General features: G+C 72.5%; 16 protein-coding genes. 6 read left to right on the forward strand and 10 right to left on the reverse strand.

All coding sequences use genetic code 11. The annotated features are described in order from the left end of the window. Positions 1–65: 65 nt before the first annotated feature. The 3 genes from WMF11_RS30165 (at position 66) to WMF11_RS30175 (ending at position 4,275) form a co-directional block, all read left to right on the forward strand. Positions 66–1,415: a formylglycine-generating enzyme family protein gene (locus tag WMF11_RS30165; RefSeq protein WP_437973154.1), complete on the forward strand. Its 1,350-nt coding sequence runs from the start codon at positions 66–68 to the stop codon at positions 1,413–1,415. A gap of 140 nt (positions 1,416–1,555) precedes the next feature. Next, a complete protein-coding gene (locus WMF11_RS30170; RefSeq protein ID WP_437973155.1) occupies positions 1,556–2,566 on the forward strand; it encodes an FAD-dependent oxidoreductase in 1,011 nt (336 codons plus the stop codon). Between the two features lie 599 nt (positions 2,567–3,165). Then, positions 3,166–4,275, forward strand: a complete 1,110-nt coding sequence (locus tag WMF11_RS30175; protein WP_437973156.1) for a fatty acid desaturase — start codon at positions 3,166–3,168, stop codon at positions 4,273–4,275. 167 nt (positions 4,276–4,442) lie between these two features. Here the strand turns inward: WMF11_RS30175 and WMF11_RS30180 are convergent, their stop codons facing one another. The 5 genes from WMF11_RS30180 to WMF11_RS30200 form a co-directional block, all read right to left on the reverse strand. Next, positions 4,443–6,101, reverse strand: a complete 1,659-nt coding sequence (locus tag WMF11_RS30180) for a hypothetical protein (protein WP_437973157.1) — start codon at positions 6,099–6,101, stop codon at positions 4,443–4,445. Between the two features lie 180 nt (positions 6,102–6,281). Then, on the reverse strand, positions 6,282–7,274 hold the full coding sequence (floA, locus tag WMF11_RS30185) for a flotillin-like protein FloA (RefSeq protein WP_437542137.1): 993 nt from the start codon (positions 7,272–7,274) through the stop codon (positions 6,282–6,284). 50 nt (positions 7,275–7,324) lie between these two features. Further along, positions 7,325–7,798, reverse strand: a complete 474-nt coding sequence (locus tag WMF11_RS30190; protein ID WP_437542139.1) for an NfeD family protein — start codon at positions 7,796–7,798, stop codon at positions 7,325–7,327. Continuing rightward, positions 7,795–9,300, reverse strand: a complete 1,506-nt coding sequence (locus WMF11_RS30195) for an NfeD family protein (RefSeq protein ID WP_437902700.1) — start codon at positions 9,298–9,300, stop codon at positions 7,795–7,797. The genes WMF11_RS30190 and WMF11_RS30195 overlap by 4 nt, the downstream gene beginning before the upstream one ends. Before the next feature lie 117 nt (positions 9,301–9,417). Next, positions 9,418–10,125 (reverse strand): alpha/beta fold hydrolase, encoded by a 708-nt coding sequence (locus tag WMF11_RS30200; protein ID WP_437973158.1) that lies wholly within the window; start codon positions 10,123–10,125, stop codon positions 9,418–9,420. Positions 10,126–10,597: 472 nt separating this feature from the next. Between WMF11_RS30200 and WMF11_RS30205 the strand changes: the two genes are divergently transcribed. Further along, positions 10,598–12,664, forward strand: coding sequence for a hypothetical protein (locus WMF11_RS30205; RefSeq protein ID WP_437973159.1), 2,067 nt, complete (start codon positions 10,598–10,600; stop codon positions 12,662–12,664). A gap of 134 nt (positions 12,665–12,798) precedes the next feature. Here the strand turns inward: WMF11_RS30205 and WMF11_RS30210 are convergent, their stop codons facing one another. Both WMF11_RS30210 and WMF11_RS30215 read right to left on the reverse strand, forming a co-directional pair. Beyond that, on the reverse strand, positions 12,799–16,806 hold the full coding sequence (locus tag WMF11_RS30210; RefSeq protein WP_437973160.1) for a protein kinase domain-containing protein: 4,008 nt from the start codon (positions 16,804–16,806) through the stop codon (positions 12,799–12,801). A gap of 8 nt (positions 16,807–16,814) precedes the next feature. Further along, positions 16,815–17,699: a hypothetical protein gene (locus tag WMF11_RS30215; RefSeq protein WP_437902704.1), complete on the reverse strand. Its 885-nt coding sequence runs from the start codon at positions 17,697–17,699 to the stop codon at positions 16,815–16,817. A 174-nt stretch (positions 17,700–17,873) separates the two neighbouring features. On the opposite strand from WMF11_RS30215, the gene WMF11_RS30220 reads away from it, so the two are divergent. Beyond that, positions 17,874–19,280: a serine/threonine protein kinase gene (locus tag WMF11_RS30220; protein ID WP_437973161.1), complete on the forward strand. Its 1,407-nt coding sequence runs from the start codon at positions 17,874–17,876 to the stop codon at positions 19,278–19,280. Between the two features lie 43 nt (positions 19,281–19,323). Here the strand turns inward: WMF11_RS30220 and yddG are convergent, their stop codons facing one another. The 3 genes from yddG to WMF11_RS30235 all read right to left on the reverse strand — a co-directional run bounded on the left by yddG (position 19,324) and on the right by WMF11_RS30235 (position 22,246). Beyond that, positions 19,324–20,319, reverse strand: a complete 996-nt coding sequence (yddG, locus tag WMF11_RS30225) for an aromatic amino acid exporter YddG (RefSeq protein WP_437973162.1) — start codon at positions 20,317–20,319, stop codon at positions 19,324–19,326. 139 nt (positions 20,320–20,458) lie between these two features. Continuing rightward, positions 20,459–21,259 (reverse strand): helix-turn-helix domain-containing protein, encoded by an 801-nt coding sequence (locus WMF11_RS30230; RefSeq protein ID WP_437973163.1) that lies wholly within the window; start codon positions 21,257–21,259, stop codon positions 20,459–20,461. A 132-nt stretch (positions 21,260–21,391) separates the two neighbouring features. Continuing rightward, positions 21,392–22,246 carry a matrixin family metalloprotease gene (locus WMF11_RS30235; protein WP_437973164.1) on the reverse strand — a complete coding sequence of 285 codons (855 nt, stop codon included), beginning with the start codon at positions 22,244–22,246 and terminating at the stop codon, positions 21,392–21,394. A gap of 498 nt (positions 22,247–22,744) precedes the next feature. Between WMF11_RS30235 and WMF11_RS30240 the strand changes: the two genes are divergently transcribed. Beyond that, on the forward strand, positions 22,745–24,259 hold the full coding sequence (locus WMF11_RS30240; RefSeq protein WP_437973165.1) for a hypothetical protein: 1,515 nt from the start codon (positions 22,745–22,747) through the stop codon (positions 24,257–24,259). The last annotated feature ends 11 nt before the right edge of the window (positions 24,260–24,270 follow it).

Genomic DNA, 24,270 nt, shown 5'->3' on the forward strand with positions numbered 1-24,270 from the left:
AACGCTGCGGGCCGGTACGGCATCCACCACGACGGGGGTGCACCCGGTCGCGTATGATGCCGTACATGAGAAAATTGGCGCTCATCGTGGCCACCTCTCTCGTCTCGGGTTGCAGCCCGAAGGTGCGTGATTTCACCGGTGACCACGACGTGGGGAGCGGTGGAAGCGGGGCAGGCGGCACCAGCAGCGCCACCACCAGCAGCAGTGACGCGACAACCAGCAGCGGCGCCAGCAGCAGCAGCGGCGCCAGCAGCAGCAGCAGCAGCAGCGGCGGTGCGACGGATGGCTGCGTCGACCCGGTGGAGGACTGCCCGCCAGCGCAGAGCGCCTGCATGGAAGCGGTGTGCAGCGAGGGTGAGTGTGCGGAGCGGCCGAGGCCGGCGCGGACCCCCTGCGGGGCAGACGGCAGCGCGGAGTGTGATGGAACCGGGGACTGCGTGACGTGCGCGGGCGGCATGCAGTGCGAGTGCGGGGAGCCGGGTTGCCCGAACACGTGCGGATCGACGGACGTGATGGTCATGCCTCCGAGCTGCGCGGGGGGCAGGCCGGGCGCCGGGGACAGCTGCGGGCCGGGCGACGCGAGCTGCTGCGGCAACAGGATGGTCCCCTGTGGCACCTTCCTGAGGGGCTACGACGGGACACCGAGCACGGACGACGCGTTCCCCGCGGCCGTCAGCGACTTCCGCCTGGACAAGTACGAGATCACGGTCGGGCGATTCCGGGCCTTCGTGGATGCCGGGCAGGGCGTGCAGGAGAGCCCGCCGGCCATCGGGGCTGGCCGGCACCCCCACGTCAGCGGCAGCGGGTGGATCGCGGGGTGGAACTCGCGGCTCGCGCCGAACACCGCGGGGCTCCGGGCGGCGCTGCAGTGCAACGGCGATCGCCTCTGGACGTGGACCGACGCCCCCGGGTCGAACGAGGAGCTGCCGATCAATTGCATCACCTGGTTCGAGGCGTTCGCGTTCTGCGCGTGGGACGGCGGCCGCCTGCCCTCCGAGGCGGAGTGGAACTATGCGGCTGCCGGTGGCGACGAGCATCGACCTTACCCCTGGGGCTCCGGGATCGACGGCGATCGCGCCTCCTACAACTGCACCGGGGATGGAAGCGCCGCGGGGGCTTGCGCGCTGAGCGACATCCTGCCGGTCGGGTCGAAGCCGCGCGGCGACGGGCGATGGGGGCACTCGGATCTGGCCGGGAATCTCTGGGAGTGGACGATGGACTGGTGGCGGGATGCGCTCCCCACGCCGTGCATCGACTGCGTGCATCGCGTGGACGGCGATCGCGACGCGACGCGGGTCACCCGCGGCGGGAGCTACCGCGCGCCGGCGACGGACGTGCGCGCAGGCAACCGCGACTGGAGTCATCCCACCGATCGCGTCAACAACATCGGCGCCCGCTGCGCACGCGGCATGTAGCTGAGGTGGGCGGAAACCGCTGTGGATCGGACGTCGCGGGACATCACGGGGCGTCGCGGGACACAGCGGGACGTCGCGGGACGTCGCTGAACGTCGCTGGACGTCCATGAGACCGGATTCGACGCCGGGCGTGGTGTGCGATGTCGACGCCGAGGCGCGGCGTGCTAGAGCGCGCGATCGTGGCGTCATCGCGGGGCCAGGCTCAAGGGCAGCAGATCACCGTCGTGGGCGCAGGGGTGATCGGGTTGACCACGGCGGTCGTCCTCCAGCGCGACGGCCACCGGGTGCAGGTGATCGCAGCGGCGCGCGGCGAGCGAACGACGTCCGCGGTCGCGGCGGCGCTGTGGCATCCCTTCCTGGCGAACCCGCCCGAGCGGGTCAACGCGTGGTCCTTGAGGAGCCTCGATGAACTCACGCGCATCGCGAACGAACACCCGGAGGCGGGCGTGGATCTCCTGATCGCGCGCGAGGCGGCGGACGACACGCGCCCGCCGTGGTGGGCTCCGAGCGCCCCGGACCTCGCGATCGAGCCTGGACCCCACCCGCTGGGCGCGCCGTACAGCCTGCGATTCACGGCGCCGCGCATCGAGCCATCGTTGCACCTGCCCTGGCTGGAGGCGCAGCTCGACTGTCCAGTGCGCACCGAGAACGTGCGATCGCTCGCCGAGGTCGAGGGCGACTGCATCGTGAATTGCACCGGGCTCGGAGCGCGCGCGCTCACCGGCGACGGCGAGCTCATCGGCGTCTACGGCCAGGTGGCGATCGTCGAACCAGGCGAGATCCCCCCAGATGTCGCACTGGGTGATGAAAGGGACGAATCGGCGCTCGTTTATGTCATCCCAAGGCGTCGCGAGATCGTGATTGGCGGTTGTTTCATCCCGTCGCCCGATGATCGCCCTTTGACGCCTGATCCCGAGCTTGCTGACGCAATGCTCCAGCGGGTGCGCGCGGCCGGGCTCAAGCCGGGCCGCTTGCTCGGCTCACGCGCCGGGCTGCGCCCTTATCGGAGCACCGTGCGGGTCGAGCGTGAAGGCCGTGTGATCCACAACTACGGCCACGGCGGTTCGGGATACACGCTGGCATGGGGTTGTGCCCACGAGGTGAGCGCAATGCTGCGGGACGGCAGCGCATCGACACACGGCCATGTCTAGCGGAATGTGCCGAGCGCACTGTTTTGACGCGTGCCATGTTGTCAGCGTCAGCGTCAGCGCGGCGCTCCGGGCCTGTTCCTCGGACAACGGCAGCGGCGCCAACGCAACGCAACGCCGCCGCGAACGCCGCTACGGGCCGACGCAAGCAGATGCAGGCGGACGACGTCATCGTAAACCGACGCAACGGTCGCAACGGTCGCAACGGTCTCAACCGTCGTAAGCGTCGTAACCGACGCAACCGTCGCAAACCGAAACAAACGACGCTGCTTCTGGAATCCAGCCAACCAGAAAGCCCAACGCAACGCTCCGAAAGTCCCGTTGTGCTCCTGTTGCTAGGCTGCTAGATTGAATTCGTGCTCGTCTGCGAGCGTCTCCCGCCTTCTCTCGCAGTGGGACCGCCCATGGCGCTCCTCTGTTCATCCGAGGGAATGGCCGTGGACGACCTCGCCCTGGAGGTCGCTAACCCCTGACGACCTGTCGGTGCCATCCCTGGAACGCGGTCCCGAGCGGTCGAACGTTCGTTTGCGCTTGATCCGGTGTCCACCGTTCGCTGTCACCAACGTGAAGATCCGAAGCTTCCCCCGGGAGTTTTGAGCGCCATGAACAACGACGAGAATCGACTCAGTCGTCCATCGGGGCGGCCAGCCGTCTGGAATTTCACGAGGAACAACGACGAGAAGTGCCCGAGCCGCCCCTCGGGCAGGCCGTCGGGGCGGCCCTCGGGCAGGCCGTCAGGCCGGCCCTCGGGCAGGCCGTCGGGGAGACCTTCCGGGCGGCCGGCCCTCTGGAGCGTCCTCCCGCTCGACAGCGGTTTGCTGCAGACCCGGACGATCGAGTGGCCGACGGTGGCGCTCTTCGCGGGGTCGTGCGCCCTCTGGGCGACGGCCGTTACCGCGGGCATCGCGGGCTGGGTGTCGACCGTTCCGGCGGTGCTCGCAGCGGCGGTCGCCGCGTATGCCGCCTTCACGCCGATGCACGAGGCCTCGCATCGGTCGCTGGCGCGCTCCGCGCTGCTGAACGGCGTGATCGGGCGGCTGTCCGGGCTGCTGCTCGTGGCGCCGTTCCTGGCGGTGCGTCACTTCCACCTCGAGCATCACAAACACACGAACGAGGCGGACCGGGATCCCGACTACTGGAGTGGGCGCGGCCCGTGGTATCTCCTGCCGCTCCGCTGGGCGACACAGGATCTCCACTACTACTATCTATTTTTGCGCTCCTACCACGCGCAGAAGCGCGCGGAGCGGATCGAGACGGTCGCGTCGCTCGCGGCCATGCTCGCGCTCGTGGTGCTGGCCTTCGGGCTCGGCGTTGGCCAGCTCGCGCTCCTCTACTGGATCTTGCCGGCGCGGCTGGCGATCTTCTTCCTCGCGTTCGCCTTCGACTACCTGCCTCACTTCCCCCACGAGATCACGGCGACGCAGAACCGGTACAGCGCGACGCGCGCGGTCGACAGCGCGCTGTTCAACGTGCTGCTCTTCGGGCAGACGTATCACCTGATCCACCACCTCTACCCGGCCGTGCCGTTCTTCCGCTACCGGACCGTGTGGAAGCACCAGCGCGAGGAGCTCCTGAAGCTCCGCTCGGAGAGCATCCCCCCGCCGCGGGCGCCGTTGCCCCTGATCACGGCGGGCAGCCTCGCCGCGCCGCGGGCGCCCACGATCCAGGCGGTTCACCCCACGCAGGGCGCGGCCGAGCTCGACGCCATCTGACCCGCTCCACGGCGTTTCCGCCCACCTCAGCTACATGCCAAGCAGAGCGGCGGTCTCCCGCACAGGAGACGGGCCCAGATCGGCGTTTTCGGCGCGCAAGCGCACTCCGGTGCGCTGAGCACCGAAAACGCCGAGGTGGGCCCGTATCCGAAGCGGGTGACCGTCGCTCAGAGGCGCGCGCGGCGGCGGGTGCGGAGCGCTCGCGGTGGCAGCAGGACCTCCCGGAAGAGCAGCGCCTCCGCCACGGTTCGGCGGTCCAGCGCGACGCTGGACGCGTCGAGGCGCGACCCGAACGCGTCGGGCCGTCGCTCGGCCGTGCCGAGCGCCGGGATCGCGGCGCGCGCCTTGATGAGGATCGACAGCGACTGCGCGGGCGCCTGATGCGCCGCCAGGACAGCGCCCGCGAGGAGCGCCCGGGCGTCGAGGACGGCGGGGACCCGGCCGGCGAGCAGCGCGTCGCGCGCGCGCGACGCCTCCTGGCGCTCGTGCGGGCCGTAGTCGAGCCCGCTGATGTCCTGCAGACCGAAGCCGGACAGGGCGGTGAGCGGGCCGGCATAGAGGCGCTCCACGATCCACGCGGCCATGGCGGCGAAGGGCGCCAGCGAGACGGGGCGAACGGCGCCCCTCACGGGCAAGAGCAGGTCATCGAGGCTCACCTCGGCGTGGCGGCGCGCCCACGCCTCCCGCAGGGCGCGCGCGTCCTCGTTGAGCCCGCCCCGCTCGAGGACCATGCACCCGATGAGCACGCGCAGGTGCGGCGGAGGGTGCTCGTCATAACGCGCGCCGGTCACGTCCGTCTGGACGGCGATGGACGCATACGGCTCGTCTTCCTGGAAGAACAGCTCGCTCATCGTGAGCACGTAGGCGGGGCCGAACATGAGCGTGCCGAAGACGTCACAGAAGATCTCCTCGAACCACACGCCGAACACCCGCCTGAGCGCGGGAGCCCCGATGCGATCGCCGTCCGGCGCGAGCGGGCGCACCCGCTCGCCCCCCAGGCCGAGCTCGCGGCGCAGGGCCGGCTCGAGACCGTCGACCGAGGCCAGGAAATCGTGGCCTATCTCGTGCGCGAGCGCCGGCCAGCGCAGCGGGGTCGAGAAGAAGTCGACAGGGAGGAAGATGGGCGCGATCGACGTCGGGATGAAGCCCGTCCAGATCGCGAGATCGAAATCCGTGAGCTGCGTGGCCGGCGCTCCGCTCCGGAGCGGCAGCCCCTCCGCCCGCGCGAACGCGATCACGGGGGCGTAGCAGGCGTCGGCGAGGGCGTCCGCGTCGCCGAGATCGGGCAGGAGCGACGGGTCGCGGCGCTGCCGCACGAGCACCGCGATCTCGCCCACGACGAGCTCGATGCTGTCCGCCGCAGCCTCCGCCTCGCGCGCCGTGAGGCCCGCGTCGACGGCGGCGCGCAGGCGCCTGATCTCGTGCGGGACGGACCCGAGGAGCACGTCCGTGAAGCGCCGGTTCGCCCGTTCGTGACGCACCACCTCGCCGAGCGCCGCGGCGCTCTGCTCGAGCTCGGCGAGCCGCAGGAGCACCACGCGCAGCCGGTCGGCGTCGGGCGCGCGCGGGGCGCCGAACGGCATCCCCGCCCACGGCGCAGCGCTCGGCGGCGCTACATCGACGAGCCCCGTATCGCTCCCCGGCGCGACGTCGACGAGCGCTGGTTCGCTCCGCGGGGCGTCCTCGCCGCCGGGCCGCGCGGCGGCACGCGCGGCGCGCTCGGCGCGCCTGGCTTGCAGGTTCCCGTACAGGCTCGCGAGCTTGACGATCGCCCAGATCACTCCGAGGATGGCGCCGACGTATTTCTCGAGGTCGATGTCACGCATGGCGCCCGTCCAGCGTCGTCGGGGGGCGGCCCTCCGGCCGCGCGGCTCTCCGGCCGCGCAGCGCGCGGCGATAGCGCCCGGGGCGGGCCGAGCACCTCGGCCAGGACGAAGCGCCGCACGAGCGCGCCGCGGCGGCCGAGCCACGCGAGGAGCGGGCTCGGTGGGTCGCGCGGCGGCACCTCACGACTCCCCGGCGGGATCGGGCTTGCCCCCCGTGGTGCCGGCGATGCCCTGGCGCATCTCGGTGTCGGCGATGACGTTGCGCATGTTGTAGTAGTCCATGACGCCGAGCTTGCCCGTGCGGAGCGCCTCCGCGACGGCGAGCGGGATCGTCGACTCCGCCTCGACGAGCTTCGCCCGCATCTCCTGCGTCTTGGCCTTCATCTCCTGCTCCTGGGCGACCGCCAGCGCGCGGCGCGACTCCGCCTTGGCCTGCGCGACCTGCTTGTCCGCCTCGGCCTGCTCCGTCTGGAGCTTCGCGCCGATGTTGGAGCCGACGTCGACGTCGGCGATGTCGATGGAGAGGATCTCGAACGCCGTCCCCGCGTCGAGGCCCTTCTTGAGCACGTTCTTCGAGATGGTATCCGGGTTCTCGAGGACGTGTTTGTAGTCGTCGGCCGAGCCGATGGTCGAGACGACGCCCTCGCCGACGCGGGCCAGCACCGTCTGCTCGCCCGCGCCGCCGACGAGGCGCTCGATGTTGGCGCGCACGGTCACGCGCGCGATCGCGAGGAGCTGGATACCGTCCTTGGCCACGGCCGAGACCTTCGGGGTCTCGATGACGCGCGGGTTCACCGACATCGCCACCGCCTCGAGCACGTTGCGGCCGGCGAGATCGATCGCGGCCGCGCGCGAGAAATCGAGCTCCATCCCCGCCTTGCCGGCCGAGATGAGCGCGTTGACGACCGCCTCCACCCTGCCGCGGGCCAGGTAGTGGGCCTCGAGCATGTCGACGGACACCCCCTCGAGCCCCGCCTTCACGGCGCTGATCCGCGCGTTGACGATCTGATCGGGCGGCACCCGGCGCAGGCGCATCGCGATGAGCGTGAGCATCGAGACCCCGGCGCCCGACGCCTGCGCGGCGACCCACAGCCGGAGCGGCACCATGTACAGCGTCGCGACGATGGCGACGAGCACGAGCCCGCCGATCACGATGACCGAGATGATCTCCATATCCCTCTCCACCCGTCCCTGTCCGTGAAGGGCCGCCTCTCGCGCGCTCTCTAGGGCTCGCGCGGCTCGACGACGACCCGATTCCCCTCCACGCTCGCGACCCGCACAGGCGTGCCAGCCTCCACGTAGAGGCCGTCGGTCACGACATCGACCGCGCGATCCTCGATCTCGACCGTGCCGGCGGGGCGGAGCGGCGTGAGCGCCCTGCCCTCCTTGCCGGCAAGCGCGGCGAGCCGCGCGTCCGGGCCACGCCCGCTCCGCTGGGTCTCGAGCAGCACCATCTTGCGGCCCACCGGCGTCCTCGGGACAGCCCAGAACAGGAGCCCCGTCACGCAGACGCCGGCGCCCAGGGCGAGCAGGCCGTAGCCGATCCCGAGGGCCGCCCATGCGAGCGCGACCGCGCCGAGCACGGCGGCGCCGCCGAGGAGCCCGACGAGGCCGACGCCGGGGATGACCAGCACCTCGATGGCGAGCAGCACGAGCCCCACCACGAGCAGCGCGACGACGAGCAGCGCGGGCGTCACGCTCCGCGCTCCTCTTCTTCCACGCCGCGCGCGGCCCTCACGACGACCCGGCCCCCCTCCGCGCGGATCACCCGTACGCGGGCGCCGGCCTCGACGTAGCCGAGCTCCGAGAGCGCCTCCAGGCGGCGGCCGTCGAGCGCGACCTTGCCCGAGGGGCGCAGATCGGTCGCGGCCGTGCCGAGCCGGTCCACGAGCGACGCAGGCGCCGCGGAGCCCTCGGGAGGTCCTCCGACGGCGACGCCACGGATCGCCGCGTCCAGAACGAACCGCCGCCCGAAGCGCGTCCTCGGCGCGATGCGAGCGCCGCCCACGGCGAGCGCCGCCGTCGCCGCGAGCGAGCCGCACACCGAGGCGAGGGCGCGCGGCAGCCAACCGGCGTGCCAGGCGACGTCGACCGGCACGCGCTCGAGATCGAGGAGCGAAAGGAGGAGGGCGCTCGCCACGCACGCGGCGCCCGCGACCCCAGGGACGATGTGCCCCGGGACCAAGATCTCCACAGCGATGAGGATCGCGCCGACGGCGAAGAGCGCGAGCTCCTCCCAGCCGGCGAGCTTCACGACGTGGTGCCCGAAGAAGAACAGCGCGAGGCAGGAGAGCCCGACGGCCAGCGGGACGCCGTGGCCCGGCGCATAGAGCTCGAGGAGGATACCGAGCATCCCGAGGGTCATGAGGACCCCGGAGAGCGTGGGATCCGAGAGGAAGCGCGCGAGCTCCTCGGCGAAGCTGGGGCGCGGGCGGATGATCTCCGCGGGCTGGGGGCGGCCAAGGGCGCCGAAGAGATCTGCCTCGCTGCCGGCCTGCACCTCGGCGACGCCCCACGCGAGCGCCTGCGCGCCGTCCAGCGTGAGCAGCTTCCCCTTCTCGTCGAGGCCGGGGACCTCCACGTCGGCGTCGACCATGGCCTCGGCGATGTCGCCGCGCCGCCCCTTGGCCTCCGCGGTCGCGCGCATCTCCTTCCGCATGTAGGACACGACCTTCTCGGCGACTGGCTTCATCTCGCCGCCCTCGCCGATCTGCACGGGCGTCGCCGCGCCGAGGGTGGCGCCGGGGGCGACCGCGATGACATCGCAGGCGAGCGAGATGAGCGCTCCGGCCGAGATCGCGCGCGGGTTGACCCAGCACACCGTGCGGACGCGCGCCCGGAGCAGCGCGTCCCGGATGGCGAGCGCGGCGTCGATGCGGCCGCCGAGCGTGCTGATGTCGAGCACGAGGAGGTCGCCCTCCCCCTGGGCCGCGACGACGCGCTCCAGGAAGGGCGAGAGGCCGAGATCGATCGTCCCGGAGATCGCGACCACGGTGACCTTGCCCGCGCCGGGGATCGGCGGGAGCGGCCGCGGGCCCGGCGGCGCGGGGGCCCCGGCCGCGCCGCCCGGGCCCGCGGCAGGCGCCGCCTCGCCGCGGGCGGGGAGGCACAGCGCCATCGTCGCGAGGAGCGCGAGGAGCGGGGTCGCGCGCCGCGCCCACCTCGCGGCCTGTTCCAGCAGGCGCCACAAACCAGTCAAGCCCCGCTCCCTGCTATGGCGGCTCGGCTCGCGCCGCGCGCCATGCTCCCTGAGGTTCACGCCGAAGAACGCCGGGACAAGGGTAGCGCATGGCGGCGCTCGACGACACCCCCCTGCTCAGGCTGCTCCGCCGCTGCCCGCCATGAACCTCGCCACCGCGTCCGCGAACTCGGCTGGTCGCTCCACGATCCAGTCGTGGCTTCCCTTCGAGGAGACGACAAGGGTCGAGTCGGGGATCGAGCGTTGGATGGCGAGGGCCGAGCCGATCGGCACCGTGAGATCGCGCGCGCCCCAGGCGAGCAGCGTCCTCACGCGCACGCGCGCCGCATGGCCGCTCAGATCCGCGGTCGCGGCGATCCGCAGGAGGCTCAGCGCGCTCCGCGCGTGGAAGAGCAGGTTGTGGAGGAGAGCAGGCGCCCCCCGCGCGACGAAGCGAGGCTCCAGCAGCGCCTCGGCCCCGCGGGCGAGGACGAGCGAAAGCACCGAGCCCGGCGGGTTGAATCCGATGGAATCGACGAGCACGACCCCGGTGAGCCGCTCGGGGTGCAGCGCCGCGACGATCAGCGCCACGGCGCCAGACAGCGAGTGGCCGATCAGCGTGACGCGCTCGAGGCGCAAAACCCGCAACGCCTCGGCGACGCAGCGCGCATACCGCTCCAGGGTCCACGGCGCGCGCAGCCGCGAGGCGCGGCCCGAGCCGGGCAGCTCCAGGACGAGCACCCGCGCGCGGCGCGCCATCGCCTCGACCGCTGGCTGGTAGGTCGCGCCGTCGATCAGCATGCTGGGCAGAAGCACCGCGGGCTTGCCGGTGCCCGTCTCGGTCACATAAAGGCTCTCGTCTCCGACCCGGATCTCACGCCCACGGCCTTCCGCCCGAGCCCCCCGCCTCGCCGCGGGGCCCGCGCAGATGGGCAGGATCTTCTCTCCTCGACCCGACCGGGGGACATACGAGCCGGCGACAAGGAGCGAGCGTCCGGCGCAGGATCCCGTCGTTCCGCTTCGTCGAACGCGCTTTCCCATGATCGGCGAGCCGTTGCCGGACGCGTGCCAGCGCGGGCTGGTTCGCCGCCGATTCGCCGCGGGGATCGCATGAAAACCTGGAAGGCCGTTGAGCCTGTCGCGCGCCGCGCTAAGCTCGTCGACACAGGCTTCGAGACGTGAATCTCCAGGCTGATTGAGGGCCAGCAGGCATGTCGCCGCGGGCCGAGAGCCGGACGGCGCCTGCTCGGACAACCAGCTCTTCTGGAATGACAGAGGCGATATGTTGAGGTTCCGCTCCACGTCCGGAGATCGGAAGATGGCCGAGCTCAGCGTCTCGGCGCTCTCCGTATCCGCTGCGATGTCCGTCCTCTCCCAGGGTGCATGGGGGACGGACGCGCCGCCCGCTGCGGAGGTCCAGTGGGCCTATGCGCTCGTCGCTGCGCTCGGGTATCTGCCGGCCGCGATCGAGATCGCCGCAGCCACGCTGCGGCGGACGGGAATGTCGGTCGAGGCATATTTGCGGAAGAACGCGGCGCAGCTGGATCCGGGGGGACCCGAGGGAGAGATCGTGGGTCAGGTGCTCGGCGACGCGCTGGAGTCGCTCGGCGAGGAGGCGCGCCGGGTGGTGCATGCGCTCGCCGTGCTGCCCGCGGCGGGCGTTCCGCTGGAGGTGGTCGCCGCCGCGGCGGGGAAGCCGGCGCCCTCCGCTGCGCGGCCGCTCCAGCTGCTCGTGCATGGGCGGGTGGTGTCGCTCGAGCAGGGCCCGCAGACCTTCACGATGACGCCCCCCGTGCGCGCCGCGGCCCGCGAGGACGCGGCGGCCGACGCGAGGCGCTGGGACGCGCTCCACCGGGGATCGGCGGACGCGATGCAGGCGCTGCTCTTCTGGACGGCCGCGGCCGAGGGGCGGCCGGCGGCGGCGTCGCGCAGGCGCGTCGCCTGCGAGCTCTTCGCGGCCCTCGACCTCGCGCCGTTCCGGGACGGCGAGCGCGGCGCCGAGGTGCTGGCGCGGGCGCTCGTCGACGCCTGCACGGTGGTCGATCTCGGGCTCCCGGCCGAGCTCCAGCAGCGCTTGCTCGACGAGGCGGCGCGGCTCTCGGGCGACGCGCTCCCCGAGCTGCGCGAGCGCGCGCTCGCGGCGCTCGAGGGCGCGCGCCGCGCCGAGCTCGCGAGCAAGCGGCGCGGCACCTTCGGGACGCTCCGCGCGACGCCGGCCGCTCGCGAGCGCGGCCGCCCGGGTCACCGCGACGTGCTCCGCAAGGCGGTGCGCGCGAACGTGCAGCGCGCGGCGGCGCGGAGCTCGCCGCCGGCCGACGACGAGATCTTCTGCAACGCAAAGGAGCTGCTCGCGCGCGGCAACCGGCGCCTCGCCGAGGGCGCGCTCGAGGCCGCCGTGGCGGACTACGGCGAAGCGCTCGCCGGGTTCGAGGCGGCCATGCACGGGCGTGGCCAGGCGACGGCGCTCCTGCTCCGCGGCGACGTGCACCGGCGGCAGGGGGACATCGCGGCCGCCTCCCGCGATCATGAGCGGGCGCTGTCGCTGTTCAGGGCGGCGTCCGACCGGGCCGGAGAGGCGATGGGGTTGCTCGCGCGCGGCAACCTCCGGCTCGACCAGGACGAGCTGGCGGGGGCGGAGAGCGACTACGGGTGCGCGCTCACGCTCCTCAGGGCTTGCCGCGATCGACTGGGCGAGGCCAACGTGCTGAAGGCGCAGGGCGATCTGTGCTTCAGGGAGGGGGACCTCGCGGGCGCCGCGCGCGCCTACGACCGCGCGCTCTACATCCTCGAGGGCGTGGAGGAGCGCGTCCTCAGCCAGCTGCGCTCGCCCCCGCCGAGCAGCCGCGATGAGCGTCGCGGGGCGAGCTCGCGCGCCGCCCACGCCGCGCGCGAGGTGCTCGCGCAGCCCGATCTCCTCCGGGCGCTCGGGTGCGAGCAGACCCATGCGCGCACGTGGCAGGCCCGCGGCGACCTGCGCCTGCGAGAGCGGCAGACGGCGCTCGCGGCGCGCGACTATGGCAATGCGATCCTGCTGTACCGGGACAGCGGAGATCGCCGCGGCGAGGCCGCCGCGCTCAAGGCCCGCGGCGACCTGCGCCGCCAGCGGGGCGCGCTCCCGGGCGCGCAGCGCGACTACGAGGATGCGCTGCGGCTCTTCGAGGAGCTCGGGGACGGCGCGGGGCAGGCCGCGGTGCTCCACGCGCGCGCCGATCTGCGCTGCGAGCGGGGCGACACCGCCGGGGCGGCGCTCGATTATTCGAGGTCGCTCGCCCTGTTCGACGCGACGGGCGATCCCGCTGCGCATCCAAACGCCAAGGGCGCCGTCACGGGCGTCGCCCACCGCGAGGACCCACCGCGCCGCGCCGCGGCGGCTGTCCCGCGGTGAGTCGGCCAATGAATCCCGTCAATTTCTGCGAGCGCTGCGCGAAGCAACGAGCCACCTGGAGGCCAGCTTCTCGTACGCGTGGCGCTGAATCCGTGGGGCACGAGCCGGCGTAAGCGGCTCATGGAGCATCCGGGCTAGCTCCCTCGCTGCCGCTCGAGCCGCTCCCGCATCACGTTGGGGATCCTCCCGGCCGCCTCGATCGCCCTCGCCAGCGCCGCGCTTGCGTCCTCGTGGAGACCGCGCCGCGAGCGCGCCCGCGCTCGCGCCTCGATGACCTCGATCTGCTCCTGCCCCACAAAGTGGCGAGCAGACCGCTGCTCGAGCTCGTCCCATTCCTCGTCGCTCGCCTCCCGCGTCGCCAGGTCGATCATCGACCACAGCACCTCTTCCGCGGGGGTCATCGCCGTGTGCTCGCACCCCGCCGCGGCGGCCTTCGCCTGCTGAGCCCGGATGAGCTCGATGATCTCCCGCGCCCTGCCCTCTTCGCCCTGGTAAAGGAGCAGCCTCGCCTGAAGGAGCTGGATCACCGGCCGTATCCCCTCCCCCCACCGCTGGCGCTCCAGCGACACGGCCCGCTCCACGTGCGGTACGGCGCTGTCCAGATTGCCCATCAGGTAAAGGTACTCTCCCAGGTTGAACTCGCTCACGAGCTCCATGAGCGCGAGACCCAGCTCGCGCGAGAGGGTGAGCAGTCGACAAAAATCCAGGATCATCCCCGCGCTGTCCCCGAGGCAGGCCCGCAGGAGCGCCCGGGCGTTGATCGCTGGTCCGAGATGCAGGAGATCGCCGCGCTCCTCGCACATGCGGACCGCACGGTTCAGCACCGTGCCTGCCTCGTCCAGCTTCCCCAGCCCCGGGTAGATGAAGCCCAGGAGGAGCAACGACACGACGAGCGTCTCGTAGCCCTCGTCGCCTAGCCCCTCTGCCTGCGCCGCCGAGCGCTCGAACTGCTGCGCCGCATCTTCATCGCGGCTCTCGCGGTGGAGCGAGCGCGCCGCCGCCATCGCGAGCCGCGCTGCCAGCGCGGGCGGCAGATCGTCGCGGACGAGCGCCCTCGCGTCCTCCACGCGCTGCTTCGATCGGCCGTAGTCGTCCATCCAGTCGAGCGCCGTGGCCTCGTCGAGCAGGATCTCGATCTGCTCGATCACGTCGCCCTCCTCGACCGCCATCGCGCGCCCGCGATCGAGATCCCCGAGCGCGTCGTGGTAGCGGCCCAGCCGGTAGCGCATCAGCCCCCGGCCCCGGTACGCCTTCCTCCGCCGCACCCCAGGCGCCTCGACAGGCTGCGCGAGCGCCCGGCTGTAGTAGAGCTCCGCCTCCACGTAAGCGTGCCGCGCCCGCGCCCGCTCGGCGAGCTCCAGGTAAGCGTCCTCCGCGACCGTCGCGAGCCCCGCCTCGGCTGCGTGGTGCGCGATCCTGAGCCGCCGCTGCTCCCGGCCCTCGTGGGCCGCCTCGCGGTGGTGCTCGTACGCAGCCAGGTGGATCCGCCGCCGCTCGACCTCGGCGACGTTCTGCGCGACCGCCTCCCGCACCAGCGCGTGACGGAAGCGCAGCCGGTCCTTCCGATCGCCGACCAGCACGCCCACCTTCAGCAACCGCTCGGTCCCGACGCGCGCATCGAGCGGGAAGGCCGCGCCGTCGCCGCGGAGATCCAGCTGGCGCAGCACGCCCGCTATCTCGTCGATCGACACCTCTGCGCCAAGCAGCGAGACGAGCCGCGCGTGCGCCCCGAGCGCCGGCCCGAGCGCCGCGATCTCCGCCTGCGCCAGCGGATCGAACGACGGCAGGACAGGGAGGCGCTCGAGCTCGTCGGTCGCCAGGTACCACGCGTCGCCCCGCCGGTGCCGGCGCAGGATCCCCTCGCGCTTGAGCCCGTGCACGAGCTCCACGAGCAGGAGCGGCACCCGCTGCGAGCGCTCGAGCAGGCGATCGATCGCCGGCTCCGGCACGTCCCGCGCGGGCAGGAGCAGCCGCCGGCACAGCGCCCGCGCGCTCTCATCGTCCAGCGGCTCGAGCCGCAGGGCCTCGTGTCGCGCGGCGCGCTCGCCCCACGAGGGGTGCGCCTCGACGAACGCCGGGCGTCCCATCGCGCAGATCCACAGCGGCGTGGCCTCGTCCGCGAGCGCCGCGTACTCGAGCGCGGCGAGCGCCGCGTCGTGGGCGAAGTGAGCGTCGTCGAGGAGGACAATCACGGGCGACGCGGCCGCGCACTGGCGCAGGCACTCGCCCGCCGCCCGCACGCGCGCCGAGCGAAGCGCGCCTGGCGCGGCCCGGAGCGCCTCGAGCTCGGGGAAGATGTCGACGCCCGTCTGCTCGTCCACCCATCCGAGCGCCATCGCCAGCCCCAAGCGGAGCTCCTCGCCGAGCACGGCACCGAGCGACTCCGGGAGCGCCCCGCGGACGCCGCTCTCCGGGGGCTGCTCGGGCACGCAGAGCGCCTTGCGCACGAGCTCGTGGAGCGTCGCGTCCGACGCGCCGCTCGTGGGCTCCTGCCCGCGCAGCTCGATGATCCGGGCGTGCGGCAGGCGCTCCCGGAGCTGCTTGCCGAGCTCGACGAAGAGGCGGCTCTTCCCGAGGCCGGGCCCGCCCGTCACCGAGACGACCGTGGGCTTCTTCATGCAGAGCGCCTCCTCGGCGCTCTGCGTGAGCTGCTCGAGGAGGTCGCGACGGCCGACGAACCCGCCGGGGCGCGTCGCGTCCCGCGACTGATCCTCGAGGCCCGGCGGGAGCTCGTCGCCCGCTGCGGCGTGCGACGGCTCGGGGAGCGCGGCCGACGCCTCGGGCGTAAGGAAAGGCCCCAGCGGCCCGGCGGCGGACGGCCACCGCTCGGCGCGCGAGAAGAGCGGGCTCAGGAACCGCCGCGTCCCGTCCGGGCGCGCCTGGCTCGACACAGGCGCGAGATCGATGAGGACCCGCGTGCACAGCCCGCGTCGCAGGAGCTCGTCGGCCGCCCGCTGCGCGCGGCGCGCGGGGCTCGCCGTCCCCTCCTGGCCGAAGACGCCCACGTAACGAGCGCCGGAGGCGTGCGCGAGCTCGCCGCCGAGCGCCAGGAGCCTGCGCTGCACCGCGATGCGATCGGCCGCGCTCTCGAAGAACAGGAGCCCCATCACGCGGCGCTCGATGCCGGCCACGGTGCGCGACCCCTCCGGCGCGCTCGCCGCGACCTCGTCCCGGAGCGCACGCTCCAGCGCCACGCGGAGCTCGCTCGCGCTCGCGAACCGCTCGCTCCGTTCCTTGGCCAGGCAGCGGTGCACCACCTCCTCGACCGCCCGCGGCACGGCCGCGCTGGCCGACAGGCGCGGCGGCCTGCGGCTCCGATGGTCCTCCAGCACCGCCGCGCGCGGCCCCCAGAACGGGGGCCGGCCCGCGAAGAGCTCGTACAGGATGACGCCCATCGCGTAGATGTCGGCGCGCGCGTCGAGATCGGGCCACCCGGCCGACTGCTCCGGCGCCATGTACTCGGCCGTCCCCACGGCGAGGTCCTCGTCCTGCCCGTCGTAGCGCCACCCCACGACGCGGGCGATGCCGAGGTCGATGAGCGTCGCCTTCGCCTCATCGACGAGGATGTTCTCGGGCTTGAGGTCGCAGTGCACGTAGCCGCGCGCGTGCACGGCCTCGAGGGTCGCGAGCGTGGCGAGCCCGAGCCGGGCGGCCTCCTCGAGCTGCGGAGCAGGGCGCGCCGCGAGGCGGGAGGCGAGCGTGGGCGCGGCGATGTGCTCGATCACCACGTAGGGCGAGCCGTCGTCCAGCGCCCCCCACGCGTGCACGCACGGCACGTGGGGGGCGCCGATGGCCGAGAGCGCCTCGACCTCATCCCGGAGGCGCTGGGCGGCGCCGCGGCGATCGGCGCGCGCGAGCTTGATGGCCACGCGCGCGCCGCCGCCCTCCGGCTCGGCCTCGAAGACGAGGCCGAAGCCGCCCTGCCCCAGCGTCCTGCGGGTCCAGTAGCCGGGGAAACGAGGCAAAGCGACGGGGACGACCTCCGTGATCTCCGGAGGAATCGACGACTGGCCAGACGGCGGCCGAGCGGACTGAGCGCACTCGGGGCACGCGCCGTGGTTCCGCCGCCCGCAAGCCGGACAGCGCCCCGCTTCCCGGGTCGCGCGTTCCGGCGCCTCGTCTCGCAGGGCTTCCGAGCCCATTCACGCTCCTAGGGGCCGGCCGGCAAGAACGTGGTCACCACCTGGTCCGTGCGAGCGTAAGGGTTGACGACACGGTTCGTGACACACCCCCTGAAGAAGCCGGCGTTGGTGTCGATCCCGTTGCACAGCTGATTGCACGAGCCCCAGATCACCATGGATCCACACTGCTGCCAAGTGACCTCCCCGGTCGTCGGGTTGGTCTCGACGTGGCCGGCCGCGCAGTCGCGTTGCAACTCGCGCGCACGAACGTAGCCCACCGAATCGTAGCAGGCCCCCACATAGGGTGTCGCGGCGAAAAGGTTGCCCCAGAACGCGCCCTCTCTCACCGGGAACGCCGCGCGCTCCGCCGGAGTCGACGCCAGCTCGTTGTTGCGCAGGGAGATCCTCACCGAGACACCGTACCAGTTGACCCGCGCGGCGATGCAGGCCGAGATCTGACTCTGGACATAGGTATCGTTCCCGATGCCACTGGACGCCCACCAGTGCGCATAGCCGAGGTCGCCGCGGAACACCTCCGGGTGGATGACGCCGCTGCTGTCGGTCCATGAGAACGAGAACGTCTGGTCGGTGCGGAGCGAACAGCTCACGACGTAGCGCAGGAGGTCCCTCGCCATGGCGCCGGACTGTCCCGGGTTCTGGATGATCGACTTCGCGTTCATGCTCAGCGCGTTCATGCTCAGCGCGTTCATGCTCAGCGCGTTCATGCTCAGCGCGTTCATGCTCAGCGCGTTCATGCTCAGCGCGTTCGAAAGGAAGCCGTTCTCGGCAATGAGCTCGCTCTCGGCCTCCCCGACGAGCTCCTCCGCCTGCTCGTCGATCTCGGCGCCGATGCAGGCAGCGGTAAGCAGAGGTAATGCGAAGACCGCAACACTTCGTGCACAGCTAAGAACCATGGTGCTCCCCCTTGTCATCGCCGCGATTTGGCGTTTAGGGTCGAGTAGCCGCAAAGTTTAAGTTACCATTTCGAAATGCTTCTGCATAGTGCTTTAGTAAAGGATGCGTTCGATCTGGAGAACACTCTGGCAGCAGAGCTGTAACGCGCCGCGACGGACGGCGCGGAGGGGCAGATGAGCGACGACGAGGACGAGACCAGGCCGTTTTCGGATTTCGAGAGGTCGGCCACGCGCGGCGAGTTCCCGCCGGGCACCCTGGCGGGCGAGTACATCCTCGAAGGATTCATCGCGCGTGGCGGCTGCGGCGTGGTCTACGGAGCGAGGCACGCCCAATCGGGCAGACCCGCCGCGGTCAAGGTGCTGAGCGAGGCGGTGGCCCACTCTCGCCGCGTGGTCGACCGGTTCGCACGCGAGATCGACGTGCTGCGGTCGATATCCCACCCCAACATCGTGGAAATCTATGCAGTAGGTGAGCTGAACAACTATCAGCCATTCTATGTCATGGAACGCCTCGAGGGCCAGACGCTCGACGCGCTGATCCGGACCCAGACGCGGCTCACGCCGCGCGAGACCCTGGAGCTGATGGAGCCTGTGTGCGCAGCGTTAGCAGCCGCGCACACAGCGGGCATCGTTCACAGGGATGTGAAAGCGAGCAACATCTTCATCTGCTCGAGCCCGCCACGTGCCGTCAAGCTGCTCGATTTCGGTATCGCAAAGATGATGGCGCCCGAGGAGGGGTCGACATGGCTCACCACCGCCGGGCGTATGCCCGGGACGCCATCCATCATGGCTCCAGAGCAGATCCTCGGCGGTCCTATCGATGCGCGGGTGGACGTCTATGCGCTTGGCGTCCTCCTTCATCGCATGCTGGTGGGCCGGTTGCCGTTCCACACACACGACATGGATGAGATGGTGCGGAAGCACCTGGAGGAGCAGCCGCTGCCCCCGAGCCTGCGGGTCCCGCTGCCCATCGAGCTCGACGCGGTGGTGCTGCGGTGCATGGAGAAGCGGCGGGAGCGGCGCTTTGGCTCGGTCGAGGAGCTGATGCGCGCGCTCAGGGACGCCATCGGCGGGCCCGCGTCGGGCATGCCGAGCGGGCCCGACCCGACGCACCCCGCGGTGGCGGTCTACCTGGAGGTCCGGACCCGCGGCGACGCCGGCGAGCTCGACGACGCGCTGACCTTCGACATCGGTCGGGTGCTCGACATCGCCGAGTCGCAGCTCTCGCGCGCAGGCTTCCTCCTCGCGTCGATCACCGGCAACGAGGTGCTCGGCGTTCGCCTCCTCCCGGCAAACGCCGCCGCGGAGCTACGGGAGCGGCGCGCGGCGATCGAGCTCGCGACCGCCGTGCACCGGGCGCTGGCCCAGCGACCGGAAGCGGATCCGCGCGTGCACGTCAACGTGTGCGTGCACGCGGACGACGTGCAGGCGCGCCTCTCGCCGCAGCCCGAGATCACCGGGGGCTCGCTCATGTGCGCGGGGCACTGGGCTCCGGCCGACGACGTGCAGGGGGTGTTCGCGACGCCGAGCGCGAACGCGGGCCTCGTGGACGACGAGCCGACCCCCACACGCCGCGCGTAGCCACGAGCCGCGACGAAAGAGAGCGCCCTCGATCACGGGCGCGTCAGCGCCGCGATCGAGGACGGGTGATCCAGCGTGTGAACGTCGACAGCCCGCGGGTCCCGGTGCTGACGTTCGCCGCGGGCGCGGTCGACACGAGGCCGCCGGCAGCCACGAGGGCGCAGGCGGCGAGCAGCTGGGCGCTCGCCTCGGCGTGGCCGGCGACGCAGAGCAGCAGCGTCGAGAGGATCGGCGCGCCGTAGGACAGCACCCCGAGTTGCGGCACGTCGCCGTGCTTCGTCGCGTGATCCCACGCGAAGAACGCGACCCCCACGGGGCCGAGCCCGAGCGCGAGCAGGCCGAGCGCCTCTCCGGCCGTCGGCACGACCGTGCGCTCGAACGCGAGGTGCCCGGCCAGGCCCAGGGCGGCCGTCGCGGCGCAGGAGCCTGCGATGGCGTCGGCAGGGACCTCGGCGAAGCGGCGCTGGAGCACCGAGTACGTCGACCAGAGGAGCGCGCAGCCGAGCGCGGCCAGGTAACCGGGCGTGTGGGTGGCGCTCAGGCGGACGGCGCCCCCGCCGGCGACGAGCGTCCAGACGCCCGCGAGCCCGAGCAGCGCCCCGACCACGTGCCTGCCGCGCAGGCGCCCGCCGGGGAGCGCCGCCGAGAGCAGGACGATGAGCAGCGGCCACAGGTACGAGAGGACGCTGACCTGCACGGGCGGCGCGGCGGAGAGCGCATAGAAATAGAGGGCGTGATAACCGAACAGGCCGCCCACGCCGAGGATCCAGCTGCCGAGCGGCTGGCGCAGCGCGCCGAGGCCGCCCCCGCCGCGCCGGGCGAGCCGCGCCGCGCCGAGGAGCGCCGCGACAGCGAAGGTCGACGAGAGCACCTGGAGCGGCGGCAACCTGCGCACCGAGGTCGAGAGCAGGGCGAGGCTGCCCCAGAGCCCGATCGCCGCGACGCCCGCCAGGGTGGCGGCTCGCCGCGAGAGGCGCGCCGCTGGCGTCGCTGCCATCGCTGCGTCCGACAGGGCGGCGCCGTGGGTCGTGTCCGACATGGCGCCGAACATGGCGCGCCGGCCGGCCGCCGTCTTGGCTCAGGCTCCGCCGTCCTGTGCCGGGACTCCGGGCTCGCGCCCCAGCGACATTCGCCCGCGCCCCGGCTCGCTGCGCCTGGGCTGCGCGCCCGCGGCCCGGCTACGCTCGCCCGCGCCGCGGCTCGCCCCGACGCTCGGCCCGGACCGCGCGACGCAGGGCCGCCGGGGTCACGCCGCGGCGGCGCCGCAGGCTGCGGGTCAGGCAGCTCTGGTCGGCGTAGCCGCAGCGGATCGCGATCTCCGCGATCCCGAGCTCGGTGCGGGACAGCAGGTCGGTCGCGCGCGCGAGGCGCAGATCCGCGATGCGCTCCTGCACCGTCGTCCCGAGGACCGTGCGGAACAGATGGTGGAGGTGCCCCGGGCTCAGCTCCGCCCGGGCAGCCACGTCGGCGACGGTGAGCGGCTCGTGCGCGTGGTCCTCGAGGAAGCGCAGCGCGCGGCGCAGCTTCTCCGGGGCGCGCGTCAGGCCGAGCGCGCCGAGCGCGCCGCGCGCCCCGCGCTCGGCCAGCGTGAGCACGAGCAGCCCCGCCCACTGCCGGCGCAGCGCGACCGAGCCGCCCCCGTCGAGCTCGTCCGCCGCGGTCCGGACCAGGTGCGCAGCAGCGGCGTCGAGGGCGATCGACCCGCCGGCGATCCGCTCGAACCACGGCGTGGCGCCGAGAGCTTCCGCGGAGGCGGGCGGCACATCGATGACGAGGAAGCGATTCCGGTCCGGCGCCGCGAAAGCATGGCGGGTGTCACACGGGACGAGCGCACCCGAGAGCCCGGATGCCATGAGCTCTCGACCGTCCATCGAGAGCGCTATCGCGCCTTCCAGAGGCAAGACCAGCTGGTGGTGGGCGTGGCGGTGCGCGACCACCTCGGCCGAGTACCGCCGGACGCCGAGCTCGACCTCATCCATGGCGCGCCATGATCTCACGCGCGGCGCGCGCGCGCCATGGTCCCTCGGGCTCCCTACCTCGCCAGCGCTCCCGCCGGCGCGGCGCGCCGGACGCAGCGCGCGCGGGACGCAGCGCGCGCCGCGGGGCGGAGCTCACCGGCAGGGCGGGCCGTACAGGGCCGCGGCGCCGCGCGCGTCGTTCTCCGTCAGGTCGAGGTCGCCCCAGTTCGTGCCGTTGCACCACGGATAGTGCATCACCGAGCCCGCGTCGTACGGCGTCAGGGCGCGCCAGCCGTCGTCCTCGAAGCAGGCGCCCGCCTCGGGCCGCGTGTGCTCGTGCCGGAACCCGAGCGCGTGGCCGAGCTCGTGCCGCAGGACGCCCGTGAGCGTCCAGAGATCGAGCGGGCCGAGGGCGGCCGAGTCGATGAGGAGATTGCGCGCGCGGCGCGAGCTGTCAGGGAAGAACGCGCGCGCGTAGTACGGCTGCCCCTCGACCGGGCGCACGTCGAAGACGACCCTCTTGTTGCGCGCATCACACGCGCCGTCCTGGTCCGCCCTGTGAACGAAGCGGACGTCCGCCACCTCCCCCCACGCCGCGGCGGCGCTCTCCATCGCGGAGACCACCGCGCCATGGTCGTCACCGAACGCCTCGCTCACGCAGTAGCTGAGGTTCCGCTTCTCCCTGTCGCTCCACCTCACGTCCCTCCCACGGCTCTGATCGATGATGAGCGCTCCGCGCTGGACGTGGCGCTCATAGAAGTCCTCGAGCCCGTCGAGGCCCTCGAGGGGAATGTCGCCATCGACGATGTAGACGCCGCTCTCCGGCTCACGGTAGGTGCGAGCCTCGAACTCGTCGAAGCTCACCTCCGTATCACCGACCTGCTCGGAGATCTCGTCTCCCGCAGGCGCGCCGGCGGCGCACCCGGCCGACGCGAGCGACAGGACGAGGAGGCCAAGCGTGCCGTGGCCGTGAAGGAGACCACGAGATTCCGTAGACAGATGACTCATCTTACAAGTACCTCTCGTTCATGCCTTTCCCTCTCGGGTCAGGCGAGGGCGCGCAGCGCCGCAGTGAGCTCCGCCGGACGGCGCCACGGGACCTCCACGGCGGGTCGGACCGACTCGACTGCTGGTACTGACGCGGATGGCGTCCGGTTTCGGTGTCCGATATTGGCAAGCGACGTGCCGCATGCGCGATGGCGTGACTTCGCGGTCCAGAGGTCAAGCGCGGAGCGATGGAGTCCACACCTGCGCAGCGGGTGCTTGCGCACCTGTGCAAGGACTTGCGTATCGAGATCGAAGCAGCGCGCCCCGCCGGGACCGGATCGAGGCGGTGGATCGATGGGGCTTCGTCCCGCCGTCGTGCTGGTTCCATCGCGCGAGCAGCGTCGAGCGTCGTGATCGTGCGCTGCGCGCTGCCGGGGCGGCGTACGGCGCGGCGGCCTGCAATCGAGGGCTTGACGGCACGGAGCGAACAGAAAATCGTGGCATCCCCTCGACCAGGCCATGGAACGTCCCAGCGCACGATTCCCGTGGGCTCATTGGGCCTATGGAGCGACGGTCTTCACGCTGACGCTCCTCGCGGCGGTGCCCTTCTGGCTGACCGACCTCCTGCCGATGATGGATTACCCACCGTTCCTGACGTTCGTCCGAGCGTTCCAGGACCACGGAGATCCCGCCTCGCCCTTTCACGGCACCTACACGACAGGATGGCCCATCGCGCCGCTCGTCCTGCCGATCGTCCTCGCGCGGGCGATCGCGGCCGTGAGCTCCATCGAGATCGCGGGCAAGGTCCTCCTCACCGCGTACACCGTCGCCCTGCCCGCCGCCTCGATGCTCCTCCTCCGCGTGCTCCGGCGGGATCGCTGGTGCGTGCTGCTCGTCTTCCCCCTCGTGCACTCGTACTGGGTGAGCGGCGGCTTCTTCGCGTTCGCGACGGCCCCTCCGCTCGTCGTGCTGGGCCTGGCCGTCGCGGTGCGATGGCTCGATCGCCCGACCCCGCGCCTCGGCGTCGGCCTCGCCGCGATCGCGGTCGCCCTCCTCCTGTGGCACGCGCTCGCGCTGGCCCAGCTCCTCCTCGACGTCACGCTGCTCTGGGCGCTCTGGCGGGCGCCGGGGCCGCGGGAGCGATGGCGGGCGCTGCTCCCGCTCACGCCGTCGCTCGCCCTGTTCGCCGTCTGGGTGGGCAGGTCGGTGCTCACGAGGCCCTCCGGCGCCCCGGTCCCCCGCCCTGTCGCGGCGTGGCCACCCTTCTTCGAGAACGCAGCGCAGCTCCCCGAGCTCGTCGGGGTCCTCCTCCCGATCTCGGTCGGCTACGTGCTCCTCTTCGCGCTGCTCGTCGTCGCCGGCGCCACCGCTGAGCCCGCCGCGCCCCACGCGTCGCCCGAGTCCCCGGCCGCCCGGTACCGGGTCCCGAACGCGTTCGCCGTGCTCGCGCTCGCCAGCGTGGTCTGTCACCTGGTCCTCCCCTCGTACTGCCTCGGGGTCGAGGGGATCAACAACCGGCACCCCTGGATGGCCGCGCTGCTCTTCACCTTCGCCTGGACCCTGCCGGCGCGCCCCGCGCCGAGAGCGGGCCTCCTGGCCTCGATGGCGATCGGCGGCGGCGCCCTGCTCCTCTACCTCTGCGGGCGCTTCGCCGACTTCCATCGAGAGACGGTCGGCGCCTCCCGGCTCATCGACAGGCTCTCTCACGGCCAGACGCTGCTGGCGCCCCTCGACGCGTGGGGGGCGACGGAGGCGTTCCCCGCCAAGCCGCTCCGCGCGATCCAGGAGATCGCCACGGTGCGCCACGGCGGCCTGCCGAACAGCTCCTATGCAGGCTACGGGATGAACTTCATTCAGTACGTGGGCGGCAAGAACCCGATGCCAGGGCTCGGCCCGAGCTGGCTCCGCCACCCGGAGCTCACGAGGTTCGACTACGTGCTCCTGCGCTCGCCCTCGCCCGCGCTGCTCGCCCACGAGCGGCTCGAGCTCGCCGCGCGCGACGGGCAGTGGGCCCTCTTCTCCGTGCGGCGCTGACGCGGCGCAGG

The sequence above is a fragment of the Sorangium sp. So ce295 genome, from assembly GCF_051527405.1.
GTDB lineage: Bacteria > Myxococcota_A > Polyangia > Polyangiales > Polyangiaceae > Sorangium > Sorangium cellulosum_B.

Bases quoted from the DNA above. Each gene is read 5' to 3' on its own strand.
- WMF11_RS30175 (WP_437973156.1), top strand. From the start codon at position 3,166: ATGAACAACGACGAGAATCGACTCAGTCGTCCATCGGGGCGGCCAGCC.
- WMF11_RS30180 (WP_437973157.1), bottom strand. From the start codon at position 6,101: ATGCGTGACATCGACCTCGAGAAATACGTCGGCGCCATCCTCGGAGTG.
- WMF11_RS30205 (WP_437973159.1), top strand. From the start codon at position 10,598: ATGGCCGAGCTCAGCGTCTCGGCGCTCTCCGTATCCGCTGCGATGTCC.
- WMF11_RS30215 (WP_437902704.1), bottom strand. From the start codon at position 17,699: ATGGTTCTTAGCTGTGCACGAAGTGTTGCGGTCTTCGCATTACCTCTG.
- WMF11_RS30210 (WP_437973160.1), bottom strand. From the start codon at position 16,806: ATGGGCTCGGAAGCCCTGCGAGACGAGGCGCCGGAACGCGCGACCCGG.
- yddG (WP_437973162.1), bottom strand. From the start codon at position 20,319: ATGTCGGACACGACCCACGGCGCCGCCCTGTCGGACGCAGCGATGGCA.
- WMF11_RS30165 (WP_437973154.1), top strand. From the start codon at position 66: ATGAGAAAATTGGCGCTCATCGTGGCCACCTCTCTCGTCTCGGGTTGC.
- WMF11_RS30240 (WP_437973165.1), top strand. From the start codon at position 22,745: ATGGAACGTCCCAGCGCACGATTCCCGTGGGCTCATTGGGCCTATGGA.
- floA (WP_437542137.1), bottom strand. From the start codon at position 7,274: ATGGAGATCATCTCGGTCATCGTGATCGGCGGGCTCGTGCTCGTCGCC.
- WMF11_RS30220 (WP_437973161.1), top strand. From the start codon at position 17,874: ATGAGCGACGACGAGGACGAGACCAGGCCGTTTTCGGATTTCGAGAGG.
- WMF11_RS30230 (WP_437973163.1), bottom strand. From the start codon at position 21,259: ATGGATGAGGTCGAGCTCGGCGTCCGGCGGTACTCGGCCGAGGTGGTC.
- WMF11_RS30235 (WP_437973164.1), bottom strand. From the start codon at position 22,246: ATGAGTCATCTGTCTACGGAATCTCGTGGTCTCCTTCACGGCCACGGC.
- WMF11_RS30170 (WP_437973155.1), top strand. From the start codon at position 1,556: ATGTCGACGCCGAGGCGCGGCGTGCTAGAGCGCGCGATCGTGGCGTCA.